General features: G+C 59.2%; 23 protein-coding genes. 14 read left to right on the top strand and 9 right to left on the bottom strand.

The genetic code is table 11. From position 1 onward, the window contains the following. Positions 1 to 59 precede the first annotated feature (59 nt). Positions 60 to 1,196 (bottom strand): acyl-CoA dehydrogenase family protein, encoded by a 1,137-nt coding sequence (locus tag L8I05_RS20980; protein WP_159954230.1) that lies wholly within the window; start codon positions 1,194 to 1,196, stop codon positions 60 to 62. 220 nt (positions 1,197 to 1,416) lie between these two features. On the opposite strand from L8I05_RS20980, the gene L8I05_RS20975 reads away from it, so the two are divergent. Together L8I05_RS20975 and L8I05_RS20970 are read left to right on the top strand one after the other, a co-directional pair. Continuing rightward, positions 1,417 to 2,337 (top strand): GlxA family transcriptional regulator, encoded by a 921-nt coding sequence (locus L8I05_RS20975; protein WP_174245663.1) that lies wholly within the window; start codon positions 1,417 to 1,419, stop codon positions 2,335 to 2,337. A gap of 260 nt (positions 2,338 to 2,597) precedes the next feature. Then, positions 2,598 to 2,876 (top strand): hypothetical protein, encoded by a 279-nt coding sequence (locus L8I05_RS20970; protein ID WP_242171370.1) that lies wholly within the window; start codon positions 2,598 to 2,600, stop codon positions 2,874 to 2,876. A 63-nt stretch (positions 2,877 to 2,939) separates the two neighbouring features. On the opposite strand, the gene zapE is transcribed toward L8I05_RS20970, so the two are convergent. The 3 genes from zapE to L8I05_RS20955 all read right to left on the bottom strand — a co-directional run bounded on the left by zapE (position 2,940) and on the right by L8I05_RS20955 (position 6,123). After that, positions 2,940 to 4,034 (bottom strand): cell division protein ZapE, encoded by a 1,095-nt coding sequence (gene zapE, locus L8I05_RS20965; protein ID WP_177016519.1) that lies wholly within the window; start codon positions 4,032 to 4,034, stop codon positions 2,940 to 2,942. Between the two features lie 79 nt (positions 4,035 to 4,113). After that, complete coding sequence (locus tag L8I05_RS20960) at positions 4,114 to 5,469, bottom strand: tryptophan--tRNA ligase (protein WP_242171369.1); 1,356 nt, start codon at positions 5,467 to 5,469, stop codon at positions 4,114 to 4,116. Between the two features lie 24 nt (positions 5,470 to 5,493). Then, positions 5,494 to 6,123, bottom strand: a complete 630-nt coding sequence (locus L8I05_RS20955; protein ID WP_177016521.1) for an alpha/beta fold hydrolase — start codon at positions 6,121 to 6,123, stop codon at positions 5,494 to 5,496. A gap of 147 nt (positions 6,124 to 6,270) precedes the next feature. On the opposite strand from L8I05_RS20955, the gene L8I05_RS20950 reads away from it, so the two are divergent. Continuing rightward, positions 6,271 to 6,708 (top strand): DUF1043 family protein, encoded by a 438-nt coding sequence (locus L8I05_RS20950; protein WP_003171734.1) that lies wholly within the window; start codon positions 6,271 to 6,273, stop codon positions 6,706 to 6,708. A 191-nt stretch (positions 6,709 to 6,899) separates the two neighbouring features. On the opposite strand, the gene L8I05_RS20945 is transcribed toward L8I05_RS20950, so the two are convergent. The 3 genes from L8I05_RS20945 to L8I05_RS20935 all read right to left on the bottom strand — a co-directional run bounded on the left by L8I05_RS20945 (position 6,900) and on the right by L8I05_RS20935 (position 10,539). After that, a complete protein-coding gene (locus L8I05_RS20945; protein WP_242171368.1) occupies positions 6,900 to 8,624 on the bottom strand; it encodes an ABC transporter ATP-binding protein/permease in 1,725 nt (574 codons plus the stop codon). Positions 8,625 to 8,723: 99 nt separating this feature from the next. Beyond that, positions 8,724 to 9,284, bottom strand: a complete 561-nt coding sequence (locus L8I05_RS20940) for a response regulator transcription factor (protein WP_010565532.1) — start codon at positions 9,282 to 9,284, stop codon at positions 8,724 to 8,726. Further along, a complete protein-coding gene (locus tag L8I05_RS20935) occupies positions 9,277 to 10,539 on the bottom strand; it encodes an ATP-binding protein (protein ID WP_159954223.1) in 1,263 nt (420 codons plus the stop codon). Before L8I05_RS20935 ends, L8I05_RS20940 begins: the two co-directional genes overlap by 8 nt. 205 nt (positions 10,540 to 10,744) lie before the next feature. Here L8I05_RS20935 and L8I05_RS20930 point away from each other — a divergent pair, with 205 nt between their 5' ends. From L8I05_RS20930 to L8I05_RS20880, 11 genes are all read left to right on the top strand, one after another. After that, a complete protein-coding gene (locus L8I05_RS20930) occupies positions 10,745 to 11,458 on the top strand; it encodes an SIMPL domain-containing protein (RefSeq protein ID WP_242171367.1) in 714 nt (237 codons plus the stop codon). Positions 11,459 to 11,551: 93 nt separating this feature from the next. Further along, entirely contained in the window at positions 11,552 to 13,153 is a 1,602-nt protein-coding gene (locus L8I05_RS20925; RefSeq protein WP_242171366.1) for an ABC transporter substrate-binding protein, read from the top strand. Between the two features lie 258 nt (positions 13,154 to 13,411). Further along, a complete protein-coding gene (locus L8I05_RS20920; RefSeq protein ID WP_242171364.1) occupies positions 13,412 to 15,040 on the top strand; it encodes an ABC transporter substrate-binding protein in 1,629 nt (542 codons plus the stop codon). A gap of 303 nt (positions 15,041 to 15,343) precedes the next feature. Continuing rightward, positions 15,344 to 16,948 carry an ABC transporter substrate-binding protein gene (locus L8I05_RS20915; RefSeq protein ID WP_242171362.1) on the top strand — a complete coding sequence of 535 codons (1,605 nt, stop codon included), beginning with the start codon at positions 15,344 to 15,346 and terminating at the stop codon, positions 16,946 to 16,948. Between the two features lie 170 nt (positions 16,949 to 17,118). Continuing rightward, positions 17,119 to 18,516 carry an OprD family porin gene (locus L8I05_RS20910; RefSeq protein ID WP_159954217.1) on the top strand — a complete coding sequence of 466 codons (1,398 nt, stop codon included), beginning with the start codon at positions 17,119 to 17,121 and terminating at the stop codon, positions 18,514 to 18,516. Between the two features lie 80 nt (positions 18,517 to 18,596). After that, a complete protein-coding gene (locus L8I05_RS20905) occupies positions 18,597 to 20,195 on the top strand; it encodes an ABC transporter substrate-binding protein (RefSeq protein ID WP_242171359.1) in 1,599 nt (532 codons plus the stop codon). 76 nt (positions 20,196 to 20,271) lie between these two features. Continuing rightward, positions 20,272 to 21,282, top strand: coding sequence for an ABC transporter permease subunit (locus L8I05_RS20900; protein ID WP_078740765.1), 1,011 nt, complete (start codon positions 20,272 to 20,274; stop codon positions 21,280 to 21,282). 10 nt (positions 21,283 to 21,292) lie between these two features. Continuing rightward, positions 21,293 to 22,204, top strand: a complete 912-nt coding sequence (locus L8I05_RS20895) for an ABC transporter permease subunit (protein ID WP_159954214.1) — start codon at positions 21,293 to 21,295, stop codon at positions 22,202 to 22,204. Between the two features lie 10 nt (positions 22,205 to 22,214). Beyond that, positions 22,215 to 23,183 (top strand): ABC transporter ATP-binding protein, encoded by a 969-nt coding sequence (locus L8I05_RS20890; protein ID WP_242171356.1) that lies wholly within the window; start codon positions 22,215 to 22,217, stop codon positions 23,181 to 23,183. After that, complete coding sequence (locus L8I05_RS20885) at positions 23,183 to 24,154, top strand: peptide ABC transporter ATP-binding protein (protein ID WP_064450678.1); 972 nt, start codon at positions 23,183 to 23,185, stop codon at positions 24,152 to 24,154. The genes L8I05_RS20890 and L8I05_RS20885 overlap by 1 nt, the downstream gene beginning before the upstream one ends. Positions 24,155 to 24,404: 250 nt before the next feature. Then, on the top strand, positions 24,405 to 25,541 hold the full coding sequence (locus tag L8I05_RS20880) for a hypothetical protein (protein ID WP_242171354.1): 1,137 nt from the start codon (positions 24,405 to 24,407) through the stop codon (positions 25,539 to 25,541). Positions 25,542 to 25,615: 74 nt separating this feature from the next. On the opposite strand, the gene L8I05_RS20875 is transcribed toward L8I05_RS20880, so the two are convergent. Both L8I05_RS20875 and L8I05_RS20870 read right to left on the bottom strand, forming a co-directional pair. Beyond that, the gene (locus tag L8I05_RS20875; protein WP_242171353.1) at positions 25,616 to 25,876 is read right to left on the bottom strand and encodes a hypothetical protein; all 261 of its coding nucleotides are present in this window, start codon (positions 25,874 to 25,876) and stop codon (positions 25,616 to 25,618) included. Positions 25,877 to 25,973: 97 nt separating this feature from the next. Next, complete coding sequence (locus L8I05_RS20870) at positions 25,974 to 26,249, bottom strand: hypothetical protein (protein ID WP_242171352.1); 276 nt, start codon at positions 26,247 to 26,249, stop codon at positions 25,974 to 25,976. Positions 26,250 to 26,264: the final 15 nt, after the last annotated feature.

The raw sequence follows: 26,264 nt of genomic DNA, 5'->3' as shown, positions 1-26,264 counted from the left end.
AACACCGTCAAATGGGGAGCTGGCTTGCCTGCGATGGGGCCCTCAGCCACACCACAAAATCAGAGCGCCCGCGCAATAATCTCCTTCATGATCTCATTGGTCCCCGCATAAATGCGCTGCACTCGCGCATCCGCCCAAGCCCGTGCAATCGGGTATTCCCACATGAAACCGTAGCCGCCGTGCAACTGCACGCACTCGTCGAGCACTTTGCATTGCAGGTCCGTGGCCCAATACTTGGCCATCGCCGCGGTAGGCACGTCGAGCTTGCCTTCCAGGTGCAACGCCATGCATTTGTCGACGAACACACGACCAATCTGAATCTCGGTCGCCATCTCCGCGAGCTTGAACCGGGTGTTCTGGAAGTCGGCAATCGCCTTGCCGAACGCCTTGCGCTCGCGGGTGTATTCCAACGTCCACGCCAACGCCGCTTCAGCCGATGAGAGCGCACCAATCGCCACGGTCAAACGCTCCTGCGGCAACTCCTGCATCAAATACGCGAAACCCATGCCGGCCTGGCCCAGCAGGTTGTCCTTGGGCACACGCACGTCCTGGAAGAACAGCTCCGAGGTGTCCTGGGCCTTCATGCCCACCTTCTCCAGGCGCTTGCCCTTGTCGAAGCCCGGCGTATCAGCTTCCACCAAAAACAGGCTGGTGCCCTTCGCGCCGGCCTTGGGGTCGGTCTTGGCCACCACGATCACCAGCTCGGCGAGAAAGCCATTGGTAATGAACGTTTTTGAGCCGTTGATTACGTACTCATCGCCGTCCAGCACCGCCGTGGTCTTGACGCCCTGCAAGTCGGAGCCGGCGCCCGGTTCGGTCATGGCGATGGCTGTGACCATCTCGCCCGAAATCAATTTGGGCAGGTATTTGTGTTTCAGCGCTTCACTGCCGTAATGCAGGATGTACGGCGCGACGATGTCCGAATGCAGGGAAAACCCGATGCCGGTCAAACCGAGGCGGCTGATCTCTTCGATCACCACCGCGCTGTACAAAAAGTCCGCGCCCAGGCCGCCATATTCCTCCGGCAGATGCGAACACAACATGCCCGCCTCCCCCGCCTTGCTCCACAGCCCACGGTCGATATAGCCCTGCTTCTCCCATTGCGCATGGAACGGCGCGGCGTGTTTTTCGAGGAAGGTGCGCACGCTCTCGCGGAAGAGTTCGTGCTCCGAGCTGAACAAGGTTCTGGGGATCATGGGTCACCTGCGTGGATTGTCGGACAAAAGCCAGACCCCAGAGCCTATGCCGCGAAGGCGTCACAGGACACTGGACACATGCGACAAAAAATAAGACGATCCAGCCGTCTGGTGACCACTTTCCCCTATAAGAATAAATGAAATTATGTCTAACCAAATCTCCACGCCGTTGCGGCGCGTCAGCATTTTGGCCATTGATCGGGTATTCGCTTCAACCCTCATGCAAGCCAAGGATTTCTTCCATCTCGCCAGCCTGCGGTATGGCAAACAACAAGGCCTGGGCCTGACCCCAGCGTTTGAAACACGCCTGGTCAGCCCCGACGGGCAATCGGTGCGCAGCTTCAGTGATGTGATCATGCCGGTGGATGGCGGCCTCGAAGATGCCGACATCATCGTGCTGCCGGCCTTCTGGGACGACTTCGACGCGCTGTGCACACGCTACCCGCAAGTGCTGCCCTGGTTGCGCGCCCAACATGCGCGTGGCGCGGTGCTCTGCGGCGAAGCCACCGGCGTGTTCTGGTTGGCCGAAGCCGGCTTGCTCGATGGCAAGGAAGCGACCACCTATTGGCGATTCTTCACGGCCTTCAGCGAACGCTTCCCCAAGGTGCAGCTCAACCAGGACAAGCACCTGACCGACGCCGACAACCTGTATTGCGCCGGCGGCACCACCTCGGCCTGCGACCTCTACATCTATCTGATCGAACGTTTCTGCGGCGCCAACATCGCCCAGGCCGTGGCCCGCGACATTCTTTACGAAGTGCAGCGCAGCTACGCGCCGGGGCGCATCGGTTTTGGCGGCCAGAAGCTGCACCAGGACGTGATCATCCTGCAGATCCAGCACTGGCTCGAAGAGCATTTTGCCGACAAGTTCCGCTTTGAAGACGTCGCGCGGGAGCACGGCATGAGCATTCGCAACTTCATGCGACGCTTCCAGACCGCCACCGGCGACAAGCCGCTGCATTACCTGCAACGCCTGCGCATCGAGACCGCCAAGGGCTTGCTGTCGGGCAGCCGCAAGAGCATCAAAACCATCAGTTATGAGGTGGGTTATGACGATGCGAGCTTCTTTGCGCGGTTGTTCAGGCAGCACACGGAGTTGTCGCCGAACCAGTACCGGCAGCAATTTCAGCAAGCCGCATAGATCCGCTCCCTGACGATGCAAGCGACCCTGCCATACCGCAATGGTGCAGGGTCGAACTAACAACCCGTTGAGCCCTACTCACACCTCAAGCAAGGCCTCCATTTCCTACAGCAGTACAGGACGAAGACGAATCCCCTGCGCCCAGTGCGGCTGGCATGTTAAGCGCTAGAAGAAGTCGGCTGTTTCTGTCGGATTGAATTCAGACTCGCGAAAGGCTTTTTCTCAATTCATTTGGCTTAAACCAGAGCGGAGATTCAACCATGTCATCCATATCAAGCAGCTCGTTCAACCCGGCTGTTCAGTTGAACCAGACAGCCAGCGCCGATAAACCAGACGCGAATCAGGCTGAGTCGCTGCAGAACGATCAGAACGATCAGAACGACGAAGAGAAGAACAAGAAGAAAAAGGGTGCAAGGGATGAACCGAGGGAGGCCAAACTCCAGATCGAGCCAGACGGCGCAGTTAATTTGCTTACTCCAGACGGCCTCACGATCCCCGTGACACCGCCGCCGCCCCGCGACGACCAGATCACTTTTTAACCTGCGCCAACCCTATAAAAGGCCCGTAATGACTGCGGGCCTTTTACAGTTCGATCACTTCACTTACGGCTTATGCCCGCGCGACAGGAACTCGTGGGATTGCATTTCCAGCAAGCGGCTCAGCGTACGCTGGAATTCGAAGTTCAAGCGACCGCCGGTGTAGAGGTCCTTGAGTTCGACTTCCGCCGAGATGATCAGCTTCACGTTACGGTCGTAGAACTCGTCGACCATGTTGATGAAACGCCGTGCGATGTCGTCGGTGGTGACGCTCATCTGTTCTACGCCGCTCAAGATCACCGCGTGGAAGATCTTGCCCAGTTCGATGTAGTCATTCTGGCTGCGCGGGCCGTCGCACAGTTGGCGGAATTCGAACCAGGCCACGTCATCGCACGTGCGCAGCGCGATGATTTCGCGGTTCTCGATCATCAGCTTGTCGTTTTCCACCGCCTTTGTGCATTCCGGCGTGAGCGCGCGGAAGCTCTTTTTCAGGCTTTCATGCGCCGCTTCGTTCAGCGGGAAGTGGAACAGCTCGGCTTGCTCAAGGTGACGCAGGCGGTAGTCGACGCCGCTGTCGACGTTGACGATCTCGGTGTTCTGCTTGATCAGCGCGATGGCGGGCAGGAAGCGTGCGCGCTGCAGGCCGTCCTTGTACAGGCCGTCGGGCACGATGTTCGAGGTGGCGACCAGGGTCACGCCGTTCTTGAACAGCTCTTCCATCAGCGTGCCCAGGATCATGGCGTCGGTGATGTCGGAAACGAAGAATTCATCGAAGCAGATCACCCGCGCTTCTTCGGAGAAGCGCTTGGCAATGATGGTCAGCGGGTTTTTCTCGCCCGGCAGGGTCTTCATTTCTTCGTGCACGCGCTTCATGAAGCGGTGGAAGTGCGTACGGACCTTTTCCTTGAACGGCAACGCTTCGAAGAAGGTGTCGACCAGGTAAGTCTTGCCCCGGCCCACGCCACCCCAGAAGTACAGGCCTTTGACCGGTGTGTGGTCTTTCTTGCCAAACAGCTTGCTGAACATCCCTGGCTTGTTGTGCGAGGCCGCGATCAGGTCGTCGTACAGGCGCTGCAAATGACGCACGGCGTTTTCCTGGGCGGCGTCATGGAAGAATTCAGGGCGTTTCAGATCAGCTTGATATCGTTCTAGGGGCGTCATAATTTCGTTAGCAAGGCAACAAAAACGGGCCGCCACTGTAACGACGGCCCCGGATAATGGCAATCAACCCTTGGTCGGGTTAATCCTCGATTGGCGTCAACGCCACGCGCAGAGCAGCGATGGCGGCGTCACGCGACGTTTCGTCGGCGAACGCGGCACTGTCAGCTACCACAGCGCCATCCAGCCATACGCTGAAGCTCAGGGCCTCGGGGCGTACATCCAGCGCGTCACCGTTTTGCAATTGCTTGGTCACCGCGCCCGCCGCTTTGCCGTCGGCAAAGTTGCGCGACAGCAGCAGTTGCTCGCCCTCGGCCGACAGCAGGCGGAAGCGGAAGCTGCCGTCGTCTTCACGGAAGCTCACAAAGCGTGCGGCTTTGGCGGCTTTCTTCTTGGCAGCCACCGGCGCGGCGGCCTGGTTGACGAACGAGCGCAGGCCAACAGCCTCACGCAACTCGGCCAGAAACGGCGCCGCGACCGCACGGGCTTTCTTGGCGCCGATCAGCAGCAAGTCTTCCATGTCCGACGGGCGCGACATCAGTTGGTGGTAACGCTCGCGCGCCTCACCCAACTGGCCGTCCAGCAGTTGGAACAGACGGCTCTTCGCCTCGCCCCAACCCAGGCCTTGCAGCAATTCGGCGCGGAACTCTTCTTCCTGGGCTTTGGTGGCAAACGCCTGGAACAAGGTGAACAAGTGCGAGTTGTCCGGGTCTTTGGCTTCGCCAGGCGCGCGGGAGTCGGTGACGATCCGCGAGATCGCGTCCTTCATGTCCTTGGCGCTGGTGAACAACGGGATGGTGTTGTCGTAGCTTTTCGACATCTTGCGGCCATCCAGGCCCGGCAAGGTGGCGACGCTTTCTTCGATCAACGCCTCGGGCATGGTGAAGAATTCTTTACCGTTGCCGAACAGATGGTTGAAACGCTGGCCGATGTCGCGGGCCATTTCCACGTGCTGGATCTGGTCGCGGCCGACCGGCACCTTGTGCGCGTTGAACATCAGGATGTCCGCGGCCATCAGCACCGGGTAGCTGTACAAGCCCATGGTGATACCCGCGTCCGGGTCTTCGCCGGTTTCGACGTTCTTGTCCACCGAGGCCTTGTAGGCGTGGGCGCGGTTAAGCAGGCCCTTGGCGGCAACGCAGGTCAGCAGCCAGGTCAGCTCGGGGATTTCCGGGATGTCCGACTGGCGGTAGAAGGTTACTCGGTTCACATCCAGGCCACCGGCCAGCCAGGTCGCGGCGATTTCCATGCGCGAGCGCTGGATGCGCTGCGGGTCATCGCACTTGATCAGGGCGTGGTAGTCGGCCAGGAAGTAGAAGGAGTCGGCATTCGCGTCCTGGCTGGCAAGGATCGCCGGGCGGATCGCGCCGGCGTAGTTGCCCAGGTGCGGCGTGCCGGTGGTGGTGATGCCGGTGAGGATACGGGTACGAGTCGTCATGGGTAATCGCTTATCAGACTGCTATCAATTCGAGAGGCGCGGCAGCACCAGATCCTTGAGATCGGTCAGCTTGCCATGAAAAAAGTGTCCGCATTCTGCCACTTTCAGCAGCTCATGGGGGCGTTTCAGGGCCGCGGACCAGTCGTAGACCACTTGCGGGTCGACCACCTCGTCGGTTTCCGGCTGGATCAGGGTCAATGGGCAGCCTTGGGGCAGCACGTCGGTATCGCGCAGGCGCATCACGGCGGCAGCGACCATGAACAGGTGCGCAAGCTGTTCGCCCTTGGCTTCCAGGCGCCCGCCGAGGCTGGCGGCCACGTAACCGCCGAATGAGAACCCGAGCAGAGTGATTGGCAAGTCGGGGTGTTTTTCCCGCAGCCAGGTGGCGGCTGCTTCGGCATCGTCCACCTCCCCCGTGGCCATGTCGTGAGTTCCGGCGCTGGCACCGACGCCACGGTAGTTAAAACGTAAAGTAATCAAACCGGCATCGCGGGCGGTGCGTTGCAGGGTCGAAACGACTTTATTAAGCATGGTCCCGCCCTGCACCGGGTTCGGGTGGCAGATCAGCGCCAGGCCGCGTGGCTCGGGGTGATCAAGGTACAGGGCTTCCAATTGGCCAACTGGGCCATCGATCAAAACGGGGGTTTCACGCATGAGCAAGGAATGAACTCCGTGACCTCTCAAAGGGTCGACTCGTCTAGCTAAAAGTCTGTGCTTGGCATGATTGCGAGCTTAATCGCGGTATACAGCGCAGGTCCGAGCCGTTAACGTAAAGCAAAGCCGTTTATAGAGGAAGGACTCGTGGAACACTCGCTCTTAGTTTGGTTGTTGCCGACTCTCGCCTTGGTTGCCGGTGTCGCCATTGGATTCCTGGTTGCCCGCCTGCTGCCGAATGCCGCGCCTAACCGCACGCAGCGTCAGCTGGATGACATTCAGGAACGTTTTGACAGTTATCAGAACGAGGTTGTTACCCACTTCAACAGCACCGCGACCCTGGTCAAGAAGCTCACCCAGAGCTACCAGGAAGTACAGGATCACCTCGCCGATGGCGCCAACCGCCTGGCCCTCGACGACATCACCCGTCAGCGTCTGCTGGCTGCGCTGCATTCCGATGCGCCGCAAACTCCGCGGGAACGCCTGACCCCACCGCGGGAAAACCAGGAGCCACCACGGGACTACGCGCCAAAAACGCCAAACGCCCCCGGCATGCTGGATGAGCATTACGGCTTGAAGAAGTAAGTTATTTTCAAGCACTAAAAAGCCCGGCTGATCGATGATCAGCCGGGCTTTTTTGTGGGGGCTAATAACTTGATTGGTGAAGATCCACTGTGGGAGCGGGCTTGCCTGCGATGGCATCGACTGTATCTCACTGATACACCGAGGCGCTCGCATCGCAGGCAAGCCAGCTCCCACACCGACTGCGTATAACCTTAGGCCGGCAGCTGTTCCTGCAACAACCCACCCTCAATCCGCACATGCCGCCCATGGAAGCGCTTGAGGCTGCTGCGGTGGCCGACGCTGACGATGCTCAACCCCGGCAACTCATCGATCAACGCCTGATACAAACTCGCCTCATCCTCTTCATCCATCGCCGAGGTGGCTTCGTCCATGTACAGCCATTGCGGCGCGAACAACAACGCACGGGCAAATGCCAAGCGCTGCTGCTCACCTGGCGAGAGCAAGCGCTGCCAGTGGTTGGCCTCATCCAGGCGACTGACCAAGTGCGGCAAGCGGCAGGTTTCCAGGACCTGTGCATAACGTTCTGCCGGGTAAACGCTGTCATCCTGTGGATAACTCAGCACCGCCTTCAACGTACCAATCGGCAAATAAGGCTTTTGCGGCAGGAACAGGTAACGCGCAGCCGGCAAACGAATGCTGCCATGACCCGCCGGCCACAAGTGCCCCATCGCCCGCAGCAGCGTACTTTTGCCACTGCCGGAACGCCCGCTGAGCATCACACGCTGCCCCGGCTCTACGGTCATGTCGGCATCGGTGAGCAAGTGACGGCCGTCGGCCAGGTCCATGCCCAAGTCGCTCACCACCAAACGCTCGCCTTCCGGGCGCACATCAATGGCCGGCGCACGCTGTTCGTTTTCGCTCATGGCTTGATGGAAACTCAGCAGACGATCACTGGTGGCGCGCCAGCTGGCCAGGTCGGAGTAAGCGGTGATAAACCAACTGAAGTTGCCCTGTACGTTGCCGAACGCCGAGTTGATTTGCATCAGCTCGCCGAGCTCGATTTTGCCGGCGAAGTAGCGCGGTGCCGCGACGATAAACGCAAAGACGATGGCGATCTGCTCGTAACCGGCGGTAAAGAACGTCAGGCGCTTGGACACTCGCATAATGTCCCAGTAGTTGTGCCAGACCTTGCCGAACCGCGTGCTCAAACGCTGATTCTCGTTTGACTCGCCGTTGTACAGGGCGATGCTCTCGGCATTCTCCCGCACCCGAATCATGGAGAAACGCAGGTCCGCTTCGAAACGTTGTTGTTGGTTGCTCAAGCCGATCAAGCGTCGGCCGATCAGGTGCGTCAGCCAACTGCCGACGGCGGCATACAGCAGCGCACACCAGAACATGTAACCGGGGATGGAGATGCCAAACACTTCGATGCTGCCCGACACGCCCCAGAGGATGATGGAGAACGACACCAGGCTGACCACGTTACGCAGCAGCCCCAGGCTGAGGCTCAACGTCGTGGAGGTGAAGTTATTGAGGTCTTCGGAAATGCGCTGGTCCGGGTTATCGGTGTAGCCGCCCTGCTCCAGCTGGTAGTAGTTCTTGTGGCTGAGCCAGCGCGCAAAATACTTTTCGGTGAGCCAAGCGCGCCAGCGAATGGTCAGCATCTGCGTCAGGTACAAGCGGTAGACCGCCCCCACAATGGCCACGGCGGCAAGCACGCAGAAATAGCCGATCAGTTGCCAGAAAGCCGCCGTGTCCTTCTTCTCAAGGGCGTTGTAGAAGTCTTTGTACCAATGGTTGATCCAAACGGAAAAGGCCACGCTGAACAGCGACAAACCAATCACCGCGGCCAGCAACAACCAGGCCTTGCCCTTCTCTTCACTGCGCCAATAGGGCGCGATCAGCGCCCAGGTGCGACGGAAGAATTGCCCACGCACCGCGTCGTTGACCGCGGAATACTCAGCGTTCTGATTCATCGTTCAGGCTCTGTAAGAAAATGTGACAGGCGTTTGAACCGATCATAGACGATCGGTTCAGGGCTCCGTGCGGCCTGAAGCGGATTGTTCAGACTTTGTTCAGCGCCGTACCGGGCGCTTCTGCAGCTTGCGCTGCAGGGTGCGCCGGTGCATGCCCAGGGCGCGGGCGGTGGCGGAGATGTTGCCTTCGTGCTCGGTCAGCACGCGCTGGATGTGTTCCCACTGCAGGCGGTCCACCGACATCGGGTTTTCCGGCACCAGCGTGTCCAGGTCAGCGTGCTCGGACAGCAAGGCGGCCAGCACGTCGTCGGCGTCCGCCGGTTTGCACAGGTAGTTGCAGGCGCCGCGCTTGATCGCCTCGACGGCGGTGGCGATGCTGGAGTAACCGGTGAGGATCACCACGCGCATTTCCGGGTCAAGCTCGAGCAGCTTGGGCAGCAGCACCAGGCCGGAGTCGCCGTCCATTTTCAGGTCGAGCGCGGCGTAGTCCGGCAGATCGGCCTGGGCGATGGCCAGGCCTTCTTCGGCCGAGCCTGCGGTGCTGACGCGGAAACCACGGCGGCTCATGGCGCGGGCCATCACGCGGGTAAAAGTGGCGTCGTCATCTACCAGCAACAGGTGCGGCAGTTCTTCGCCTTCGACTTGGATCTCGTCACTCATCGATATCTCCTCGTGCGACACGGGGCAGGCGCAGCTCGGTGAGCGTGCCGCCTTCCTCATGACTATAGAGCTTCACTGAGCCGCCCGCGCGGGTCACGCTGGCCTTGCTCAAAAACAGGCCGAGGCCGAAGCCTTTGCCCTTGGTGGTAAAGAAGGGTTTGCCGATTTGCTCGGCAATCGCCAGCGGCACGCCCGCGCCGTGGTCACGAATGCTGATGGTCACGTTTTCCGCGTCCCAGTCCAACTGCACGCCCAGGCCTTCGGGGCAGGCGTCGGCGGCGTTGTTCAGCAGGTTGAGCAGGGCTTGGGTCAGGTCCGGCGGCGGCGCCATGCGCGGCACCGTGCCCTGGCCCAGCAGGTTGAAGCGATAGCTGGCCTCGGGGCGCATCAGGTGCCAGCGGTTCAGGGCTTCATCGAGCCACTGGGTCACGTCCTGCATCTCGACCGCCAGGCGGCGATTGGCTTCGGCGGCACGCACCAGTTGCTGCAAGGTCTGTTTGCATTGCTTGACCTGTTCCTGCAACACACTCAAGTCGTCTTGCAGGGCCGGATCGTGATGGTCCTGGACCATTTCATTAAGCAGCACGCTCATGGTCGCCAGCGGCGTGCCCAATTCATGGGCGGCGCCGGCAGCCTGGGTGGCGACCGCGAGCAATTGCTGGTCACGCAGGCCTTCTTCGCGGCGAATGGCGCGCAATTCTTCCTGGCGGCGCAACTCTTCGGCCATGCGTGCAGCAAAGAAGGTGATCACAGCTGCAGACAGGGCGAAACTCAGCCACATCCCGTAGATCTGCAGATTTTCCCTGGCGATGGGGAATGTCTGCAACGGGTAGAACTGTGCCAGCAGCAAGGTGTACAGGGTCAGCGCGATACCCGACAGCACCACCGAGTAGCGCCACGGCAACGTGACGGCAGCGATGGTCAGTGGCACCAGGTAATACGAAACGAAGGGGTTGGTGGAGCCACCGGAGAAATACAGCAACACGCTGTGGATAAACAGGTCGCAGGCCAGTTGCAGGGCGTACTCCAGCTCGGTCACCGGCCACGTGGTGCGCAGCCGAATGGCCGTGAACACACACAAGACGATGGAGAAGCAGAGGGTCACGGCCAGTTGCAGCCACGGCAACGGCAGCAGGTCGAACCAATACGCGAGCCCGACGGAGCCGGCCTGTGCGGCCAGTACCAGGGTGCGGATAAACGTCAGGCGCCAGAGGTTCTGGCGGGTGGCGGAAGTCAGTTTTACGGCGGCGAGCATGAGCTCTCCCGGTGAGCGCTGCAGGCGGATCGGCAGAAGTATAAACGAAGCCGACCTGCTGGCACGGCGCGTGTGGCTCTTTGCCGCAGGCCGGGCAAATAACCGTTCGTCGGCACCACCACAACTTGTAGCGAATGTGTAAACCCGAAGAACCCGATAGCACCGTCTACAGTCATACCGAACACGAACATTCCAAGGAGCTTCCATGTCTCGTTTCACTCGCAGTGCCGCCGTTCTGACCCTCAGCGCCAGCGCCCTGGCCAGCCTTCCGGCGATGGCTGCCGATGAGCTGCACTACAACCAGATTTCCCTGCGTGCCGAAGTCAGCCAGGAAGTGGCTCGCGACAAGATGATCGTCACCCTCTACACCGAGTCGCAGAACACCGACCCGGCCAAGCTCGCCGCCGAAATCACCAACACGATGAACAAGGCCCTGGGCGAGGCGCGCGAAGTCAAAGGCGTAACCCTGCGCCAGGGCAGCCGTAACAGCTACCCGATCTACGACAACAAGAACCAGAAGATCACCGGCTGGCGTGAGCGCGCCGAGCTGCGCCTGGAAAGTGTCGACTTCCCGGCCCTGTCCAAGCTTACTGGCGACCTGCTGAACACACTGAAAATGGAAAACATGGACTTCGCCATCGCCGACAGCACGCGCAAGTCCAGCGAAGACGCGTTGCTCAAAGACGCCGTCACCGCGTTCAAGGCCCGCGCCCAACTGGCCACCGATGCGCTCGGTGGCAAGGGTTACAAGATCGTCAACCTGAACTTCAACACCAATGGCTACCCGATGCCTTACGCGCGCGGTGCCGGCATGATGATGAAAGCGGCCATGGCGGATTCGGCACCGACCCCTGAAGTCGAAGCCGGCACCAGCCAGGTCAACATGAGCGCCGATGGCGTGATCGAAGTACTGATGTAGTGACCGCTACCTGACAAACCTGAACGGCGGTAACCTCGGTGGCCGCCGTTTTCGTTTGGGCGGCTTTATAGGCCTGCCACTTCAGGAGTTTCCATGGAAAGAACCGCTTTCAAACCGCTACTCCTGGCCGCGAGCCTGCTGGCGTTCATGCCAATGGCCCAAGCGGCCAGCACCCTGGTCTACTGCTCCGAAGCCAGCCCCGCCGGTTTCGACCCCAGCCAGTACACCAGCGGCACCGACTTCGATGCCTCAGCCGAAACCGTGTTCAACCGCCTGACCCAGTTCAAGCGTGGCGGCACCGAAGTCGAACCCGGCCTGGCGACGCGCTGGGATGTATCCAATGACGGCCTGACCTACACCTTCCATCTGCGCGATGGCGTCAAGTTTCACACCACCGACTACTTCACCCCTACCCGCGACTTCAACGCGGATGACGTGCTGTTCACCTTCAACCGCTTGCTGGATGCCGACAGTCCGTTTCGCAAGGCTTACCCGTCCGAGTCGCCGTACTTCACCGACATGGGCTTGAACACCACGATCAAAAACGTCGAAAAACTCGACGAGCACACCGTGCGTTTCAACCTGAACAACGTCGATGCCTCGTTCGTGCAGAACCTGGCGATGAGCTTCGCTTCGGTGCAATCGGCCGAATACGCCGCCCAACTTTTAAAAGAAGGCAAGGCCGAGGAGATCAACCAGAAACCCGTGGGCACCGGACCGTTTGTGTTCAAGCGTTACCAGAAAGACTCGCAGATTCGCTACGCGGCCAATAAGCAGTATTGGAAACCGGAGGATGTGAAGCTCGACAACCTGGTGTTCGCCATCACCCCGGACGCCGCCTCGCGCTTGCAGAAACTCAAGGCCGGCGAATGCCAGGTCAGCGGTTACCCGCGCCCGGCCGATATCGAGGTGATGAAACAGGACCCGCACCTGCGCGTGTTGCAACAAGCGGGCTTCAACCTGGGCTTTCTCGCCTACAACGTGACCCACCCGCCGCTGGATCAACTCAAGGTGCGTCAGGCGCTGGACATGGCCATCGATAAACCGGCAATTATCAAAGCCGTGTACCAAAGCGCCGGGCAATTGGCGCAGAACGCCCTGCCTCCGGCGCAGTGGTCTTATGACCCCACCATCAAGGACGCGCCGTACGACCCGGCCAAGGCTCGGGCGCTACTAAAAGAAGCAGGGGTTGCACCAGGTACCACCATCAACTTGTGGGCGATGACCGTGCAACGCGCCTCCAACCCCAACGCGCGAATGTCGGCACAAATGATCCAACAGGATTGGGAAAAAATCGGTATCAAAGCCAACATCGTCAGCTATGAGTGGGGCGAGTACATCAAGCGCGCCAAAAATGGCGAGCACGACGCGATGATTTATGGCTGGACCGGCGACAATGGCGACCCGGATAACTGGCTCGGCGTGCTCTACAGTTGTGCCGCGGTCAAAGGCAGCAACTACGCCAAATGGTGTAACCCGGCCTACGACAAACTCGTGCAGCAGGCGAAGGTCAGCAGCGACCGTGAGCAGCGCATCAAGTGGTATCAACAGGCGCAGAAAATACTTAAGGAACAAGTACCTATAACGCCTATTGCAAACTCGACGGTTTTCCAGCCCCTGCGAAAGGAAGTAAAGGACTTCAAGATCAGCCCTTTTGGCCTGACGCCGTTTTATGGTGTCAGTCTAGATAAGTAACAGCTACGCCCCAACCGAGTGCGCCAGACCGCTCGGTTGGGCGTTTTTGGTGCGCCAGATGCACCGAAAAAACCCTCTATATATATGCATTTATGTACAAACTTTCATAAATGCGACATTCCTGTACGTTCGTACCACAGTTTTCCCTTCGTAGCCGTTCAGCATCTTGCAATGGGTATGGCCCCTGCATAAGTATCCGCAGGCCGACTCACGAGGTCGCCCTCACCACCAAAAATGACAACAAATCATGAGGCCAACATGCTTAAACACGCAGTCATTCCGCTTTTAGTTAGCGCTGGCCTTATGGCCGCAGCCCCTTTCGCCCAAGCGGCGACTAACCTGGTGTTCTGCTCCGAAGGGAGCCCGGCCGGTTTTGACCCAGGCCAGTACACCACCGGAACAGACTTCGATGCTTCGGCCGAAACCATGTTCAACCGTCTGACCCAGTTCGAACGCGGCGGCACCGCTGTGATTCCTGGGCTGGCCACCAGCTGGGACGTGTCCCCGGATGGCCTGACGTACACCTTCCACTTGCGTGACGGCGTCAAGTTCCACACCACCTCGTACTTCAAGCCGACCCGTACCTTCAATGCCGATGACGTGCTGTTCACGTTCAACCGCATGATCAACAAGGACGACCCGTTCCGCAAAGCCTACCCCACCGAGTTCCCGTACTTCACGGACATGGGGATGGACACCAATATCAAGAACATCGAGAAAGTCGATGACCACACCGTCAAGTTCAACCTTGGCACCGTGGACGCAGCGTTCATCCAGAACCTGGCGATGAGCTTCGCCTCGATCCAGTCGGCTGAATACGCCGCCCAACTGTTGAAAGAAGGCAAGGCTCAGGACATCAACCAGAAGCCAATCGGCACTGGCCCGTTCGTGTTCAAGAGCTACCAGAAAGACTCCAACATCCGTTACACCGGCAACAAGGATTACTGGAAGCCTGAGGACGTGAAGATCGACAACCTGATCTTCGCCATCACCACCGACCCGTCGGTGCGTATCCAGAAGCTGAAGAAAAACGAATGCCAGGTCACTCTGTTCCCGCGTCCGGCCGACCTCAAGGCGCTGGGTGAAGACAAGGACCTGAAACTGCCGCACCAGGCCGGTTTCAACCTGGGCTACATCGCCTACAACGTCATGCCGGTACTCAAAGGCCAGACCGCGCCTAACCCGCTGTCGGACCTGCGGGTGCGTGAAGCCCTGGATATGTCGGTGAACAAGCAGCAGATCATCGACTCCGTGTACCAAGGTGCCGGTCAACTGGCCGTCAACGCCATGCCGCCGACCCAATGGTCCTACGACACCACCATCAAGGATGCCCCGCACGACGTGACCAAAGCCAAGGCTTTGCTCAAGGAAGCAGGCGTCAAGGAAGGCACCGAAATCACCCTGTGGGCGATGCCGGTTCAACGTCCGTACAACCCGAACGCCAAGCTGATGGCTGAGATGCTGCAGAACGACTGGAAACAGATCGGCCTGAAGGTCAACATCGTCAGCTACGAGTGGGGCGAGTACATCAAGCGCTCCAAAGGCGGCGAGAACCAGGCCATGATCATTGGCTGGAGCGGCGACAATGGTGACCCGGACAACTGGCTGAACGTGCTGTTCGGCTGCGACTCGCTGGCCGGTAACAACTTCTCCAAATGGTGCGACAAAAAATTCGATGGCATCGTGAAAGAAGCCAAGGCCACATCGGATGTCGCCAAACGCACCGAGCTGTACAAGCAGGCGCAACATATCCTCAAAGATGCAGTCCCGATGACACCTATCGCGCACTCGACGGTGTATCAACCCATGCGCAACACCGTGCAGGACTTCAAGATCAGCCCGTTTGGCTTGAACTCCTTTTACGGCGTGAGCGTAAGCGGCAAGTAAGGATTAATAACGGCGACGTTTCACAACGTCGCCGTTATTGCATCCGCCCAGACCGTAGGAAACAGACTACGACCGTACTCATTGTGTCTGACAGCAATGAGCCGCGACGTACAGCTCCGTTACCTACAAGGTCAATCCGTTTTGGCGCATTTACTGCGAGGTCCGCGACCCATAACGTCGTAGGACAGCAGAGGCTCCAATCTCGGAAAGGCACTTGCTGCGTGTGGGATCAGTGATGTCTCCCAGGCAAAAGCCTGGGTGATTGCTCACTGATGACAATTACAAACAAGGATCGGGATCGTCATGCGCCATACCACCGTTCTATCCGCAATTTTTGGCACCAGCCTGCTGGCTGTGGCCACGATGGGCCAAGCCGCCGACAAGAAGAGCCTGGTGTTCTGCTCTGAAGGCAGCCCGGCAGGGTTTGACACCGCGCAATACACCACCGCCACCGACAACGATGCGGCCGAGCCGCTGTACAACCGACTGGTTGAGTTCGAAAAGGGCGCGACCAATGTGGTGCCTGGGCTGGCAACTAAGTGGGATATTTCCGAAGACGGCCTGACCTACACCTTTCACCTGCGTGAAGGGGTGAAATTCCACAGCAACAAGGAGTTCAAGCCGACGCGCGACTTCAACGCCGACGACGTGCTGTTCACCTTCAACCGCATGCTTGACCCCGACCATCCGTTTCGCAAGGCCTACCCCACCGAGTTTCCGTACTTCAACGGAATGAGCCTGAACAAGAACATTGCCAAGGTCGAAAAAACCGACCCGCACACCGTGGTGATCACCTTGAACACGGTCGACGCCGCGTTCGTGCAAAACATCGCCATGAGCTTTGCCTCGATTCTGTCGGCCGAATACGCCGAGCAATTGCTTAAAGAAGGCAAACCCAGCGACATCAACCAGAAGCCCATCGGCACTGGCCCGTTTGTATTCCAGCGCTACCAGAAAGACTCGCAGATCCGTTATGTGGGCAACAAACAGTACTGGGACCCGAGCCGGGTCAAGCTGGACCAACTGATCTTCGCCATCAACACCGACGCCTCGGTGCGGGTGCAAAAACTCAAGGCCGGCGAGTGCCAGGTAACCCTGCACCCACGCCCGGCCGACGTCGACGCCCTCAAGGCCGACCCAAACCTGCAACTGCTGACCAAGCCAGGCTTCAACCTCGGCTACATCGCCTACAACGTTCGCCACAAACCCTTCGACCAGCTCGAAGTGCGCCAGGCGCTGGACATGGCGGTGAACAAGCAAAGCATCCTCAATGCCGTGTACCAGGGCGCCGGCCAGCTGGCAGTCAACGCCATGCCGCCGACCCAGTGGTCCTACGACGACACCATCAAGGACGCCGCCTACAACCCGGAAAAAGCCAAAGAGTTGCTCAAGGCGGCCGGCGTGAAGGAAGGCACCGAGATCACCCTGTGGGCGATGCCGGTGCAACGTCCGTATAACCCCAACGCCAAGCTGATGGCCGAGATGCTGCAAAGTGACTGGGCCAAGATCGGCCTCAAGGTCAAGATCGTCAGCTACGAGTGGGGCGAGTACATCAAGCGCACCAAGAACGGTGAGCACGACATCAGCCTGATCGGCTGGACCGGCGACAACGGTGACCCGGACAACTGGCTGGGCACTCTTTATAGCTGCGACGCCATCGGCGGGAACAACTACTCCATGTGGTGTGACCCGTCGTACGACAAGCTGATCAAGCAAGCCAAGGTCGTCACCGACCGCGAACAACGGACTGTTCTGTACAAACAGGCGCAGCAACTGCTTAAAGCACAGGTGCCGATCACGCCAGTCGCCCACTCGACGGTCAACCAGCCGTTAAGCGCCAAAGTCGAAGGTTTCAAAGTGAGCCCCTTCGGCCGCAACGTGTTCTCGGGCGTCAGTATCACCCCATAAAAAAATAACCGGATTGCAGGGAGCCAAACTGGCTTCCTGGCAAACGTGCAGCCTTTTGTTGGGAAATTTCCTACGGCAAACGTTTGCAAAGGCTTGAACGAGTTACACACCCAATAGCCGGTTCACCTAAAAAGACCGGCATTAAAAAGAGAACCAAAGGAGCTCCACCCATGAAACTGAGCAGCAAAGCGCTTCTGGCCTTGGCCATCAGCAGCATCACGGCAACCGCCTTCGCTGAAACCCAAAGCCAGGACTTCGTTCCAACCACCTTGGCCGGCACCAGCGCCCAAAGCGAGGCCAAAGGCTTTATCGACGGCCAAAGCCTGGGCGGTACAACCCGTAACTGGTTCTCCAGCGAGCGTAAATTCCGTGGTCAGCGCTTCTCGTATCAGAAGCACGGCGTGACAGAAACCGACGCGAACCGCACGAACTGGCTGCAAGGCACCATCCTCAACTACTCCTCGGGCTTCACCCAAGGCACCGTGGGCGTGTCGACCGAAGTGGCGGCTTACAACGTTGTGGCACTGGATCGCAGCAAGCGTGACATCAAGGGCGGTTCCAACCGCACCCTGGCTGACTCCGACGGCGATGCCGTAGGCCAGTGGAGCAAACTGGGCCTGGCCAACGTCAAGTTCCGTGTTTCGAACACCACCTTGACTGCCGGTCGCCAGAACTTCAGCAGCGGCATCGTCGACACCATCGGTAACCGTGCGCTGCCTTCGAGCTTTGAAGGTGTGTCGTTCGACAGCCAGGAATTCAGCAACCTGTCCTTCCAGGGCGGTATCTTTGATCGCGTATCGCCACGTACCGAGCAGAGCCTGTCGAAATTCCGTTCCGAATACGGCAATGGCAAGCAGGAAACCGACAAGGTAAGCACTGTAGGTTTTAACTACCAGCCGTTCAAAAGCCTGAAGACCAGCGTGTTCGCCGCTAACGTCGAAGACTTCTGGAACCAATACTACGTCGGTGCTACCCACGAGCTGGGTGACAGCCAGACCCTGTCCCTGACCACCGGCCTGAACTACTACAAAACCGTCGACGAAGGCAAAAAGTTGATGGGCAAGATCGACAACGACACCTACTCGCTGTCGCTGGGCCTGACTCACCAAGCTCACAGCCTGACCTTCTCCTACCAGGCCGTTAACGGTGACGAGTACTTCGACTACCTGCACGAAACCAACGGCATCTACCTGGCCAACTCCTTGACCTCTGACTTCAACGGTCCGAACGAGAAGTCTTTCCAGGTCGCCTACGGCCTCAACATGGCCGAATACGGCGTGCCTGGCCTGAAGTTCAACATCTACTCGGCTCGCGGTTGGGGCATCGACGGTACTCACTACACCGGCGACGGCGGCGTGAAAGGCTTCGCTTATAACGGCATTCAGTCGCAAGACGGCGAGAAGCACCAGGAATACGGCGTGGGTACTTCCTACGCTATCCAGAGCGGCCCTCTGAAAGCCACCACCATCCGTGGCACCTACGTCACTCACCGTGCGAGCGCCCAACAGGCTGACGGCAACATCCGTGAGTTCCGCCTGGTGACCACCATCCCGTTCAACATTCTTTAATTAGCGCCAGGTAGACGGCGGGCTCATCACGAGCCCGCCGTCTACGCTCGTCTGGTTCAATCGATTGCAGAGGGCTCTGAATGAAAATGCTCCCGCTACAAGCCGCCATTGCCGCTGCGCTGTTGAGCGTCGCGATCGGCGTTTCGGCCAAACCGCTGGTGGTCTGCACCGAAGCCAGCCCGGAGGGTTTCGACCCGGTCCTGTACACCACGGCCGTCACCGCTGACGCCGCCGCCGAGACCATGTTCAACCGCCTGGTGGACTTCAAGCCCGGCACCACCGAAGTCGTGCCTGCACTGGCCAAAGACCTGCCGGAAATCAGCGCCGATGGCCTGACCTACACGTTCCACCTGCGTGACGACATCAAGTTCCACACCACCGACTACTTCAAACCCACGCGCAACATGAATGCCGACGACGTGCTTTGGAGCTTCCAGCGCCAGTTGGACCCGAATCACCCTTGGCACAAAAAGTCCAACGTGGGCTACCCGTACTTTGAAAGCATGGGTTTCAAGGAACTGCTCAAAAGCGTCACGAAGACCGACGACCACACCGTTGTCTTCACGCTGACCCGTCCTGAAGCCCCATTCCTGGCCGACCTGGCCATGGCGTTTTCCTCGATCCACTCCGCCGAATACGCCGACCAGTTGCTCAAGTCCGGCAAGACCGATGACCTGAACGCCAAGCCAATCGGCACCGGGCCGTTCATCTTCAACCGCTACGCCAAAGACGCCCAAGTGCGCTTCAAGGCCAACCCGGAGTACTTCCGTGGCAAGCCGCCGGCTGACCCGTTGATCCTGGCCATCACGATCGACAGCAACGTGCGCCTGCAAAAGCTCAAGGCCAACGAATGCCAGATCGCGCTGTATCCCAAGCCCGATGATGTGCCGAGCGCCAAGGCTGATCCAAACTTGAAAGTCGCCGAACTGGCGGCCATGACCACCAGCTATACCGCCATGAACACCACGCACAAGTACATGAGCGACGCGCGGGTGCGTCACGCGATCAACATCGCGTTCGACAAAAAAGGCTACAACGAGTCCCTGTACGGCAAAGGCAACGCCATTGATGCCACCGGCCCGTATCCGCCAACGCTGCTGGGCTTCAGCGACAAACTGAAAAACCCGGCGCGTGACCTGGATAAAGCCCGCGCCCTGCTCAAGGAAGCCGGTGTACCGGAAGGCACCGAGTTCACCCTGTTCACCCGTAACGGCGGCGGCCCGACCAACCCGAACCCGATGCTCGGCGCCCAGCGCATGCAGGCGGATCTGGCGCAGATTGGCCTGAAGGTCAATATCAAAGTTATGGAATGGGGCGAGATGCTCAAGCGCGCTAAAAATGGCGAGCACGACATGGTTTCCGCCGGCTGGGCAGGCGATAACGGTGACCCGGATAACTTCCTCACGCCAAACCTGAGTTGCGATGCAGCCAAAAACGGCGAAAACTACGCCCGCTGGTGTAACAAAGAGTTTCAAGACTTGATCGACAAGGCGCGCGCTATCGCTGAACCCGCCCAGCGCGCTGCACTCTATGAACAAGCCATGGACGTTTTCGAGAAGGACCAACCATGGATTCCCATGGCTTACCCGAAAATGTTCACCGCCATGCGCAAAAACGTCGAGGGTTATACCCAAAGCCCTCTGACCACCAATAACTTCGCCACCACCCAGGTGAAGTAATAAGAGAAGACGCTCGGCACCGTCGCCATTGACGGTGCCGAACCTGCCTAACCGGCTGATTGAGGTACACAACAAGATGTTTAGTTTTATTGCCCGCCGATTGGGGTTATTGATCCCCACGTTTTTCGGCATCACGTTGCTGACGTTTGCGTTGATTCGCATGATCCCCGGCGACCCCGTCGAAGTCATGATGGGCGAACGACGAGTCGACCCCGAGATGCACGCACAGGCAATGGAACGCCTCGGCCTTAACAAGCCGCTGTACGCGCAATACTTTGACTATGTAGGCAAGCTCGCCCACGGCGACCTCGGCGAATCCCTGCGCACGCGCACCAGCGTGTGGACCGAATTCACCGCCCTCTTCCCCGCGACCCTGGAACTGTCCATGGCCGCCCTGCTGTTCGCCGGTATCCTGGGCCTGTTGGCCGGGGTGATCGCGGCCTTGAAACGAGGATCCCTGTTCGACCATGGGGTGATGGGCATCTCCCTCGCGGGATATTCGATGCCGATCTTCTGGTGGGGCCTGATCCTGATCATGTTCTTCTCCGTAAGCCTGGGCTGGACCCCGGTTTCCGGGCGTATCGACCTGCTCTACGACATCGAGCCGCGCACCGGCTTCATGCTGATCGACACCCTGCTGGCTGACGAGCCGGACGCCTTCTTCGACGCCCTGCACCACCTGATCCTGCCGGCCATCGTGCTCGGCACCATCCCGCTGGCGGTGATTGCGCGGATGACCCGTTCGTCGATGCTCGAAGTACTGCGCGAAGACTACATCCGTACCGCCAAGGCCAAAGGCCTGTCGCCGGCGCGCGTGGTCTTCGTACACGGCCTGCGTAACGCGCTGATTCCGGTACTCACCGTGGTCGGCCTGCAAGTCGGCACCCTGCTGGCCGGTGCGGTTCTGACCGAAACCATCTTCTCGTGGCCCGGCATCGGCAAATGGCTGATCGAAGCCATTGGCGCGCGGGACTACCCGGTGGTGCAAAACGGCATCCTGCTGATCGCCTGCCTGGTGATCCTGGTGAACTTCGTGGTGGATATCCTCTACGGCTTCGCCAACCCACGCATCCGTCACCAGCGCTGAGATCATGAACATGAGCACACCTACTCAAGCGGTAGCAGTCGATCAAAGCCTGCTGTATCCGTCCCCGTACAAAGAATTCTGGCAAGCCTTCTCCAAGAACAAAGGCGCGGTTGCCGGCCTGCTGTTCATGTTGCTGATCGTGTTCTGCGCGATCTTCGCCCCGTGGGTTGCACCGCATAACCCCAGCGAGCAATACCGTGACTTCCTGCTGACCCCGCCAGCCTGGCTGGAAGGTGGGCAGATGCAATTCCTGCTCGGCACCGACGAACTCGGCCGTGACCTGCTCTCGCGCCTGATCCAGGGCTCACGCCTGTCCTTGCTGATCGGTTTGTCGTCGGTGGTGATGTCGCTGATTCCGGGCATCCTGCTCGGCTTGTTCGCCGGGTTCTTCCCGCGCGTGCTTGGCCCAACCATCATGCGTTTGATGGACATCATGCTGGCCCTGCCGTCGCTGCTGCTGGCTGTCGCCATTGTCGCGATCCTCGGCCCTGGCCTGATCAACACCGTGATCGCCATCGCCATCGTGTCCTTGCCGTCCTACGTGCGTTTGACCCGCGCGGCGGTGATGGGCGAACTGAACCGCGACTACGTGACCGCCGCCCGCCTTGCCGGCGCCGGCCTGCCGCGCCTGATGTTCATCACCGTGCTGCCTAACTGCATGGCGCCGCTGATCGTACAGGCCACCTTGAGCTTCTCGTCGGCGATTCTCGATGCCGCGGCCCTGGGCTTCCTGGGCCTTGGCGTACAACCGCCAACCCCTGAGTGGGGCACCATGCTGGCTTCGGCCCGTGACTACATCGAACGCGCCTGGTGGGTGGTGAGCTTGCCTGGTTTGACCATTTTGCTCAGCGTGCTGGCAATCAACTTGATGGGTGACGGCCTGCGCGACGCGCTGGACCCGAAACTCAAGAACGCCGCCTGAGGAGATTCCCATGTCACTGTTAGAAATCAAGAATCTCAACGTCCGCTTCGGCGACAAGACCGCCGTGCCGGTGGTCGATGGCCTCGACATTTCCGTCGACAAAGGCGAAGTATTGGCCATCGTTGGCGAGTCGGGCTCGGGTAAATCCGTGACCATGATGGCGTTGATGGGCCTGATCGAGCACCCCGGCATTGTCACCGCCGACGCGCTGAACTTCGACGGCAAGGACATGCTCAAGCTGAGCAACCGCCAGCGCCGCCAAATCGTCGGCAAAGACCTGGCGATGGTGTTCCAGGACCCGATGACCGCGTTGAACCCCAGCTACACCGTGGGTTTCCAGATTGAAGAAGTGCTGCGCCTGCACCTGAAAATGTCCGGCAAGCAAGCGCGTAAACGTGCGATCGAACTGCTCGAAAAGGTTGAAATCCCAGGCGCTGCCAGCCGTATGGACGCCTACCCGCACCAACTGTCCGGCGGTATGAGCCAGCGTGTTGCAATCGCCATGGCGATTGCTGGCGAGCCGAAACTGCTGATCGCCGACGAACCGACCACGGCCTTGGACGTGACCATCCAGGCGCAGATCATGGAACTGCTGCTGGCCCTGCAGAAAGAGCAGAACATGGGCCTGGTGCTGATCACCCACGACCTGGCCGTGGTAGCCGAAACCGCCCAGCGCGTGTGCGTGATGTACGCCGGCCAAGCCGTGGAAGTCGGCCAGGTGCCGCAGTTGTTCGACATCCCGGCGCACCCGTACAGCGAAGCGCTGCTCAAGGCGATCCCCGAGCACAGCATGGGCGCCACGCGCCTGGCCACGCTGCCGGGCATCGTGCCCGGTCGTTACGACCGCCCGCAGGGTTGCCTGCTGTCGCCGCGTTGCCCGTATGTGCAGGAATCCTGCCGTGCCCAGCGCCCCGGCCTTGACCCGAAAACCAACAGCCTCGCGCGCTGCTTCTACCCCTTGAACCAGGAGGTGGCGTAATGGCCGTCGTTCTTACCGCCCGCGACCTCACCCGTCACTATGAAGTGTCCCGTGGCCTGTTCAAGGGCCACGCGCTGGTACGCGCACTTAATGGTGTGTCGTTTGAACTGGAAGCCGGCAAAACCCTCGCCGTGGTTGGCGAATCGGGTTGCGGCAAATCCACCCTGGCCCGCGCGCTGACGCTGATTGAAGAGCCGTCTTCAGGCTCCTTGAAAATCGCCGGCCAGGAAGTTGCCGGCGCCGACAAGGCCCAGCGCAAGCAATTGCGCAAAGACGTGCAGATGGTGTTCCAGAGCCCGTACGCCTCGCTGAACCCGCGCCAGAAGGTCGGTGATCAACTCGGCGAGCCGCTACTGATCAACACCAACCTGTCCGCCGCCGAACGCCGCGAGAAAGTGCAGGCAATGATGAAGCAAGTGGGCCTGCGCCCTGAGCATTATCAGCGCTACCCGCACATGTTCTCCGGTGGCCAGCGCCAGCGTATCGCACTGGCCCGCGCGATGATGCTGCAACCCAAAGTGCTGGTGGCGGATGAGCCTACTTCTGCACTCGACGTGTCGATCCAGGCCCAGGTGCTCAACCTGTTCATGGACCTGCAGCAGGAATTCAACACGGCCTACGTGTTCATCTCCCACAACCTGGCTGTGGTGCAACACGTCGCCGATGACGTGATGGTGATGTACCTCGGTCGCCCGGTGGAAGTCGGTCCCAAGGACGACATCTACGCCCGCCCGCTGCATCCCTACACCCAGGCGCTGCTGTCGGCCACCCCGACCATTCACCCGGACCCGAACAAGCCGAAGATCAAGATCGTCGGCGAGCTGCCCAACCCGCTGAACCCGCCGCCTGGCTGCGCTTTCCACAAGCGCTGCCCGTACGCGACCGCGCGGTGCAGCAGCGAAGAGCCGCAGTTGCGTGCGTTGGATAACCGTCAGGTGGCTTGCCACTACGCGGAGCAGTTTGTGGCGTGAACCCGCAATAAAAATGCCCCGGTGGTTTGCTCCGGGGCATTACATGCGTTCTACAGCCCTTCCCATCAGGTTGCGCATCAGCCTGGCGGGAGGGGCTTTCTTTTGGGTGTTCACCACCCGCTTTCTACTAGTCACATCCGTTAAGTATTCGAAAGCAATCTAACCAACTGTGAGTTCTCACAGTAGTCAGCCAACCCTATTTGCACTTTGATGGATTCACGAACTTTATCCAATGGACGGGTAAGCGCTCATGACAACCTTCACTGTGTTTTTCTGTGGCACCGGCTCAACTAAATTCGATGACAGCAACGCCAATTACTGGAACGGCGAGCTGATTTCCACCCTGGCGCAAAACACCCAAAGCCTCAGTAAAGAGTTTGCCGAATGGATCGTTATCGACGGCCCCGGCAGCGGCAACCTGCAAGCCGACGAGATGTCCACGAAGTCCGGCAATTACTCTCAACTCAAGGGCACAGCCTTGGGTTCCGGCTGGGAAGACAACGTTACTCACGCCGCCAACATCATGAAAGGCACGTTTACCTGGCAGCGAGAGAAACTGACCGAGGAAAACTACAACCAACTGCAGAAAGCCGGCGTGCCCATTGAAGAGGTCAAAATCACCGGCAGTTGGTACTGGCGCACCTATGATTACGGTACGCGCAAAGTCACGCAACAAGCGCTGCAAGAGCAGATCATCAAGACCTTTCGCAAAGACGGCATCATTCCGACCCAGGTCAACCTGGTCGGTTGGAGTCGCGGCGGGATCAGCTGCCATATGCTCGCCAATGCCATGTTGAATGACAGCGCCTTAAAGACAGTGCCCGTTAACATCTTCGCCGTCGATCCGGTTCCTGGGCTCTTGAACTTCCAGGACAGTCGGGTAAAGCTCGGCAGTAACGTCAAGGAATATGTGGCTTTTTACGCCAGGGATGAACGCTCACTGGGCTTCGCGTGTGTGGTTCCTGAATGTGATAAAACCACCAAAGTTCATATCTATCCCATGCCCGGCCGCCACGCGACCTTAGTCGGCAATGCTGCCGCCAACGGCGACCAGGGTGCAAAGGTCTATGCAGAACCGGGCCAGATCGTTCGCCACTTTGCAGAGGTGTGCCTGACGCGTTGGGGTGTGCGCCTGGAAAAGAAACTTAATCTTTCGCCAGCACACATTAATGAACAGCTCGCGAAGATAAAAGCTGACCTGGGCGGGTATGTAAAAATGCGCAGTACGGTGTACACCACCAGTACGCAAACGGCAGGCGAGCGCAGCATTACCAAAGGCAGTAAGGATATTAAATTTACTGCAGCTACTAGTGCCGACTACAGCCCGGAGGCGGGGCTTTCAATCGAACATATCCTGAGCAGCGACTACTTTAAAGATATTGGCTGACGGGCGTAGTGAGTGTTCTAAAGCCCCTCCCACCGGACGGTACATGCGTCTGGCGCAAGGGGCTTTTTGATCACTCAGGTATCGCTGTCGCCTTCGGAGTCATCGTCGTCTGGCGGAGCTTGCTGGTCATCGTCATCCTTGGAGCCACCCTGGTCTTCATCACCGGGCTCGGCCTCGCTCTTGGCCAGCTGCAAACCACCGGTCTGCACCGTTTTCGCTGCCACAAACCCTGCCTGGCTGCCCTGCACCGGGTTATGCGCCCAGGCCGTCGACATCCCCAACGACAACAGCACCAGCACTTTTATCAACAGCACTACACGTTGAAAAATACTCATGGTCGATTTCCGTCCAGTCAGTAGATGAATCCTGCACGACAGCCGTTTACCGTCGCCAGGTTAGAAGCTAGTCCCAATGCCCGGTTTGCGCCAGGCCTCAGGTGTCACCGTCGTCATAGGTTTCGCTGTCTTCCCCTTCGTTATAGGGGTTTTCCGCATCCTCCTTGGGTGCGGGTTGGGCTTGGGGTTGCCAACTGCCGGAGTTGACCTCGTTGCGCTTTTTCTTGGTGACGGGGCCGGTGTCTTTCCATTGGGGTGTTCCTGCATCTGCGAACAGCAGGCCGGCGACCGGCACCGGGGTGTGCGCCCAAGCGATAGATGTACCCAAGGCTGCCAGCAGCACCAGATGGAAGGCGTGGTGAACAATACGCACGGTGGTCTCCTTATC

It is taken from the genome of Pseudomonas sp. MONT-RG-20F-20-E-7-02 (assembly GCF_022662395.1).
GTDB lineage: Bacteria > Pseudomonadota > Gammaproteobacteria > Pseudomonadales > Pseudomonadaceae > Aquipseudomonas.
The sequence above is the reverse complement of the archived record's forward strand: the minus strand, read 5'-3'. Positions and strand labels throughout refer to the sequence as shown.

Excerpts from the sequence above, each read along its gene's own strand:
- L8I05_RS20980 (WP_159954230.1), bottom strand. The coding sequence starts at position 1,196 with ATGATCCCCAGAACCTTGTTCAGCTCGGAGCACGAACTCTTCCGCGAG.
- L8I05_RS20975 (WP_174245663.1), top strand. The coding sequence starts at position 1,417 with ATGCAAGCCAAGGATTTCTTCCATCTCGCCAGCCTGCGGTATGGCAAA.
- L8I05_RS20970 (WP_242171370.1), top strand. The coding sequence starts at position 2,598 with ATGTCATCCATATCAAGCAGCTCGTTCAACCCGGCTGTTCAGTTGAAC.
- zapE (WP_177016519.1), bottom strand. The coding sequence starts at position 4,034 with ATGACGCCCCTAGAACGATATCAAGCTGATCTGAAACGCCCTGAATTC.
- L8I05_RS20960 (WP_242171369.1), bottom strand. The coding sequence starts at position 5,469 with ATGACGACTCGTACCCGTATCCTCACCGGCATCACCACCACCGGCACG.
- L8I05_RS20955 (WP_177016521.1), bottom strand. The coding sequence starts at position 6,123 with ATGCGTGAAACCCCCGTTTTGATCGATGGCCCAGTTGGCCAATTGGAA.
- L8I05_RS20945 (WP_242171368.1), bottom strand. The coding sequence starts at position 8,624 with ATGAATCAGAACGCTGAGTATTCCGCGGTCAACGACGCGGTGCGTGGG.
- L8I05_RS20940 (WP_010565532.1), bottom strand. The coding sequence starts at position 9,284 with ATGAGTGACGAGATCCAAGTCGAAGGCGAAGAACTGCCGCACCTGTTG.
- L8I05_RS20935 (WP_159954223.1), bottom strand. The coding sequence starts at position 10,539 with ATGCTCGCCGCCGTAAAACTGACTTCCGCCACCCGCCAGAACCTCTGG.
- L8I05_RS20930 (WP_242171367.1), top strand. The coding sequence starts at position 10,745 with ATGTCTCGTTTCACTCGCAGTGCCGCCGTTCTGACCCTCAGCGCCAGC.
- L8I05_RS20925 (WP_242171366.1), top strand. The coding sequence starts at position 11,552 with ATGGAAAGAACCGCTTTCAAACCGCTACTCCTGGCCGCGAGCCTGCTG.
- L8I05_RS20920 (WP_242171364.1), top strand. The coding sequence starts at position 13,412 with ATGCTTAAACACGCAGTCATTCCGCTTTTAGTTAGCGCTGGCCTTATG.
- L8I05_RS20915 (WP_242171362.1), top strand. The coding sequence starts at position 15,344 with ATGCGCCATACCACCGTTCTATCCGCAATTTTTGGCACCAGCCTGCTG.
- L8I05_RS20910 (WP_159954217.1), top strand. The coding sequence starts at position 17,119 with ATGAAACTGAGCAGCAAAGCGCTTCTGGCCTTGGCCATCAGCAGCATC.
- L8I05_RS20905 (WP_242171359.1), top strand. The coding sequence starts at position 18,597 with ATGAAAATGCTCCCGCTACAAGCCGCCATTGCCGCTGCGCTGTTGAGC.
- L8I05_RS20900 (WP_078740765.1), top strand. The coding sequence starts at position 20,272 with ATGTTTAGTTTTATTGCCCGCCGATTGGGGTTATTGATCCCCACGTTT.
- L8I05_RS20895 (WP_159954214.1), top strand. The coding sequence starts at position 21,293 with ATGAGCACACCTACTCAAGCGGTAGCAGTCGATCAAAGCCTGCTGTAT.
- L8I05_RS20890 (WP_242171356.1), top strand. The coding sequence starts at position 22,215 with ATGTCACTGTTAGAAATCAAGAATCTCAACGTCCGCTTCGGCGACAAG.
- L8I05_RS20885 (WP_064450678.1), top strand. The coding sequence starts at position 23,183 with ATGGCCGTCGTTCTTACCGCCCGCGACCTCACCCGTCACTATGAAGTG.
- L8I05_RS20880 (WP_242171354.1), top strand. The coding sequence starts at position 24,405 with ATGACAACCTTCACTGTGTTTTTCTGTGGCACCGGCTCAACTAAATTC.
- L8I05_RS20875 (WP_242171353.1), bottom strand. The coding sequence starts at position 25,876 with ATGAGTATTTTTCAACGTGTAGTGCTGTTGATAAAAGTGCTGGTGCTG.